This window comes from Flavobacterium columnare, assembly GCF_014844295.1.
Taxonomy (GTDB): domain Bacteria; phylum Bacteroidota; class Bacteroidia; order Flavobacteriales; family Flavobacteriaceae; genus Flavobacterium; species Flavobacterium columnare.
This window is the reverse complement of the sequence record NZ_CP054494.1, coordinates 3,217,501-3,221,278: the sequence shown is the minus strand read 5'-3', so window position 1 is coordinate 3,221,278 and position 3,778 is coordinate 3,217,501. Positions and strand designations below refer to the sequence as shown.

At 45.4% G+C, this 3,778-nt stretch carries 2 tRNA genes and 3 rRNA genes (1 of these 5 cut by a window edge); all 5 read left to right on the top strand.

Annotation, left to right across the window (positions count from 1 at the left end):
- Nucleotides 1–108: ribosomal RNA gene (gene rrf, locus HUE53_RS14240) — 5S ribosomal RNA — on the top strand.
- Between the two features lie 331 nt (nucleotides 109–439).
- Nucleotides 440–1,955 (top strand): 16S ribosomal RNA (locus HUE53_RS14235).
- Between the two features lie 98 nt (nucleotides 1,956–2,053).
- Nucleotides 2,054–2,127 (top strand) — tRNA-Ile (locus tag HUE53_RS14230).
- Between the two features lie 113 nt (nucleotides 2,128–2,240).
- Nucleotides 2,241–2,317 (top strand) — tRNA-Ala (locus HUE53_RS14225).
- A 219-nt stretch (nucleotides 2,318–2,536) separates the two neighbouring features.
- Nucleotides 2,537–3,778, top strand: a 23S ribosomal RNA gene (locus HUE53_RS14220); it runs 1,634 nt beyond the window's last position.
- The 16S, 23S and 5S rRNA genes sit together here with 2 tRNA genes alongside, the layout of an rRNA operon.

The following is a 3,778-nucleotide window of genomic DNA, read 5'->3' as shown; positions in this document are numbered from 1 at the left end:
AAGGTGGTTATTGCGGCGGGGCTCACCTCTTCCCATTTCGAACAGAGAAGTTAAGCCCGCCAGCGTCGATGGTACTGCATTTTGTGGGAGAGTAGATCGCCGCCTTTCTTTATTCTGATACAAGTCAGAATTCGACATAGAACATCCCCTGACTACCAGGGGATTTTTTATCTCAACAAAGCAAAAAAAAGTTCTTTAGAATAAGAAAACCAGTTTTAAATAAATTTCAAAAAAAGCTTGGAAATACTAAAAGAAACACTACCTTTGCACCCGCTAAGACGTTAAGTTGAAAGCGAAAAAAGTAAATAAATAAGTTCATAGACATATTGGATTGACAGCACGTTTTAACAGCAATGTTAAAACAGATAAAAATTTAAGAGAGTAAGAAAAACCTAGCATTCTTTGTCAAAAACAAATAGCTGAAAAGCTGTAAAAACATACGATGAAGAGTTTGATCCTGGCTCAGGATGAACGCTAGCGGCAGGCTTAACACATGCAAGTCGAGGGGTAGAAGGAGCTTGCTCCTTTGAGACCGGCGCACGGGTGCGTAACGCGTATGCAATCTACCTTGTACAGGGGGATAGCCCAGAGAAATTTGGATTAATACCCCATAGTATTTTCAGATGGCCTCATTTGATTATTAAAGTTCCAACGGTACAAGATGAGCATGCGTCCCATTAGCTAGTTGGTGTGGTAACGGCATACCAAGGCAACGATGGGTAGGGGTCCTGAGAGGGAGATCCCCCACACTGGTACTGAGACACGGACCAGACTCCTACGGGAGGCAGCAGTGAGGAATATTGGTCAATGGGCGCAAGCCTGAACCAGCCATGCCGCGTGCAGGATGACGGTCCTATGGATTGTAAACTGCTTTTGTACAGGAAGAAACCCTCCCTTGTAAGGGAGCTTGACGGTACTGTAAGAATAAGGATCGGCTAACTCCGTGCCAGCAGCCGCGGTAATACGGAGGATCCAAGCGTTATCCGGAATCATTGGGTTTAAAGGGTCCGTAGGCGGTTTTATAAGTCAGTGGTGAAATCTGGTCGCTCAACGATCAAACGGCCATTGATACTGTAAGACTTGAATTACTTGGAAGTAACTAGAATATGTAGTGTAGCGGTGAAATGCTTAGAGATTACATGGAATACCGATTGCGAAGGCAGGTTACTACGAGTATATTGACGCTGATGGACGAAAGCGTGGGGAGCGAACAGGATTAGATACCCTGGTAGTCCACGCCGTAAACGATGGATACTAGCTGTTTGGAGCAATCTGAGTGGCTAAGCGAAAGTGATAAGTATCCCACCTGGGGAGTACGCTCGCAAGAGTGAAACTCAAAGGAATTGACGGGGGCCCGCACAAGCGGAGGAGCATGTGGTTTAATTCGATGATACGCGAGGAACCTTACCAAGGCTTAAATGGGAAACGACAGATTTGGAAACAGATCTTTCTTCGGACGTTTTTCAAGGTGCTGCATGGTTGTCGTCAGCTCGTGCCGTGAGGTGTCAGGTTAAGTCCTATAACGAGCGCAACCCCTGTTGCTAGTTGCCAGCGAGTCATGTCGGGAACTCTAGCAAGACTGCCGGTGCAAACCGCGAGGAAGGTGGGGATGACGTCAAATCATCACGGCCCTTACGCCTTGGGCTACACACGTGCTACAATGGACGGTACAGAGAGCAGCCACTACGCAAGTAGGAGCGAATCTACAAAACCGTTCTCAGTTCGGATCGGAGTCTGCAACTCGACTCCGTGAAGCTGGATTCGCTAGTAATCGCAGATCAGCCATGCTGCGGTGAATACGTTCCCGGGCCTTGTACACACCGCCCGTCAAGCCATGGAAGCTGGGGGTACCTGAAGTCGGTGACCGCAAGGAGCTGCCTAGGGTAAAACTGGTAACTAGGGCTAAGTCGTAACAAGGTAGCCGTACCGGAAGGTGCGGCTGGAACACCTCCTTTCTAGAGACAAAAAAGAAGCTATTTTTTAATTTAGATACTAAATTAAAAAAACTTACTCTCGCTGTTAATTCAAAAAAAAGAAAAGGCTTAAAATACAGAGTCTCGTAGCTCAGCTGGTTAGAGTACTACACTGATAATGTAGGGGTCGGCAGTTCGAGTCTGCCCGGGACTACTTTTTAAAGCACAAGGAAATTCTAGAAGCGAATTTTGAATTATAAATTTTAAATGATGAATTTGAAAAATAATTCAAAAAAATAATTCAACATCCAAAATAGAAAAAAGATTGGGGGATTAGCTCAGCTGGCTAGAGCGCCTGCCTTGCACGCAGGAGGTCATCGGTTCGACTCCGATATTCTCCACCAAATTGATTTGAAAATGAATTGATTTGAAAATTTGAAAATGATCATCATTTTCAAATTAACGAATCTTAAAATCTTCAAATTGAGTAAAGTTCATTGACATATTGAGATAAACATACAAACAAGTAGAAAGAACACTTTAGTAATTAGTAAAGAGTGAATAGTAATTAGTCTTAGGACTAGTCACTAATTACTTAGAGCTAATCACTAAAAAAAAGAAAACAATAAGCAAAATAAGGGCGTATGGGGGATGCCTAGGCTCTCAGAGGCGAAGAAGGACGTGATAAGCTGCGAAAAGCTGCGGGGATTGGCACATACGAATTGATCCGCAGATATCCCAATGGGGCAACCCACTATGTTGAAGACATAGTATCCAATAGGAGGCGAACCCGCTGAACTGAAACATCTAAGTAGGCGGAGGAGAAGAAAACAAAAGTGATTGCGTAAGTAGTGGCGAGCGAAAGCGCATTAGCCCAAACCAGTGTTGTTACGGCAATACTGGGGTTGTAGGACCACAATATTTCTTGTAAACCGAATTAGAATAACCTGGAAAGGTTAACCACAGAGGGTGATAGTCCCGTATAAGTAAGGAATATAAAGGATAGTGGTATCCTGAGTAGGGCGGGGCACGTGAAACCCTGTCTGAATCTGGCGGGACCATCCGCTAAGGCTAAATACTCCTGAGAGACCGATAGTGAACCAGTACTGTGAAGGAAAGGTGAAAAGAACCGTGAATAACGGAGTGAAATAGAACCTGAAACCATACGCCTACAAGCGGTCGGAGCAGCAAAAGCTGTGACGGCGTGCCTTTTGCATAATGAGCCTACGAGTTAACGTTGCTGGCAAGGTTAAGCACTTCAGGTGCGGATCCGTAGCGAAAGCGAGTCTGAATAGGGCGCTTGAGTCAGTAATGTTAGACGCGAAACCGTGTGATCTACCCATGGGCAGGATGAAGCTGTGGTAACACATAGTGGAGGTCCGAACCGGTTGACGTTGAAAAGTCTTCGGATGACCTGTGGGTAGGGGTGAAAGGCCAATCAAACTCGGAAATAGCTCGTACTCCCCGAAATGCATTTAGGTGCAGCGCAGTGGTAGAGTTATATAGAGGTAGAGCTACTGATTGGATGCGGGGGCTTCACCGCCTACCAATTCCTGACAAACTCCGAATGCTATATAATATACACAGCAGTGAGGGCTGGGGTGCTAAGGTCCCAGTCCGAGAGGGAAAGAACCCAGACCATCAGCTAAGGTCCCCAAATGTATACTAAGTTGATCAAACGCGGTTTGATTGCATCGACAGCTAGGATGTTGGCTTGGAAGCAGCCATTCATTTAAAGAGTGCGTAACAGCTCACTAGTCGAGCGATCGAGCATGGATAATAATCGGGCATAAGTATACTACCGAAGCTATGGATTTGACAAAAGTCAAGTGGTAGGGGAGCATTCTAACATCGTAGAAGGGATT